This is a genomic window from Streptomyces sp. URMC 124, from assembly GCF_051386455.1.
Lineage (GTDB): Bacteria > Actinomycetota > Actinomycetes > Streptomycetales > Streptomycetaceae > Streptomyces.
On the sequence record NZ_JBPQTS010000567.1, the window covers coordinates 1 to 250 of the forward strand.

Here is a 250-nt window from a genome sequence, read left to right on the forward strand (position 1 = left end):
CCTTCCTCTTACGTCCATTAATCCTCGTAATGAACCCAGCGCCTCGACATCTTCATCTGGAACAGGGTCAGGGACAGAATCATCAAGAACAGGATGACCGCCGCCGCCGTGCTCTTGCCGAAGGTGAAGTCCGCAAAGGCCGTTTCATAAATGTGATAGACAAGGGTATAGCTGGCTTTCGCCGGACCGCCGGACGTCATGACGAAGGATTGGTCGAACACCTGGAAGGAGCCGATAATCGACATAATGG

General features: G+C 53.2%; 1 protein-coding gene. It reads right to left on the reverse strand.

From position 1 onward, the window contains the following. Positions 1–17: 17 nt before the first annotated feature. Positions 18–250, reverse strand: a 233-nt coding sequence (locus ACSNOG_RS33720) for a carbohydrate ABC transporter permease (protein WP_436756472.1), incomplete at its 5' end; no start/stop codon positions are given.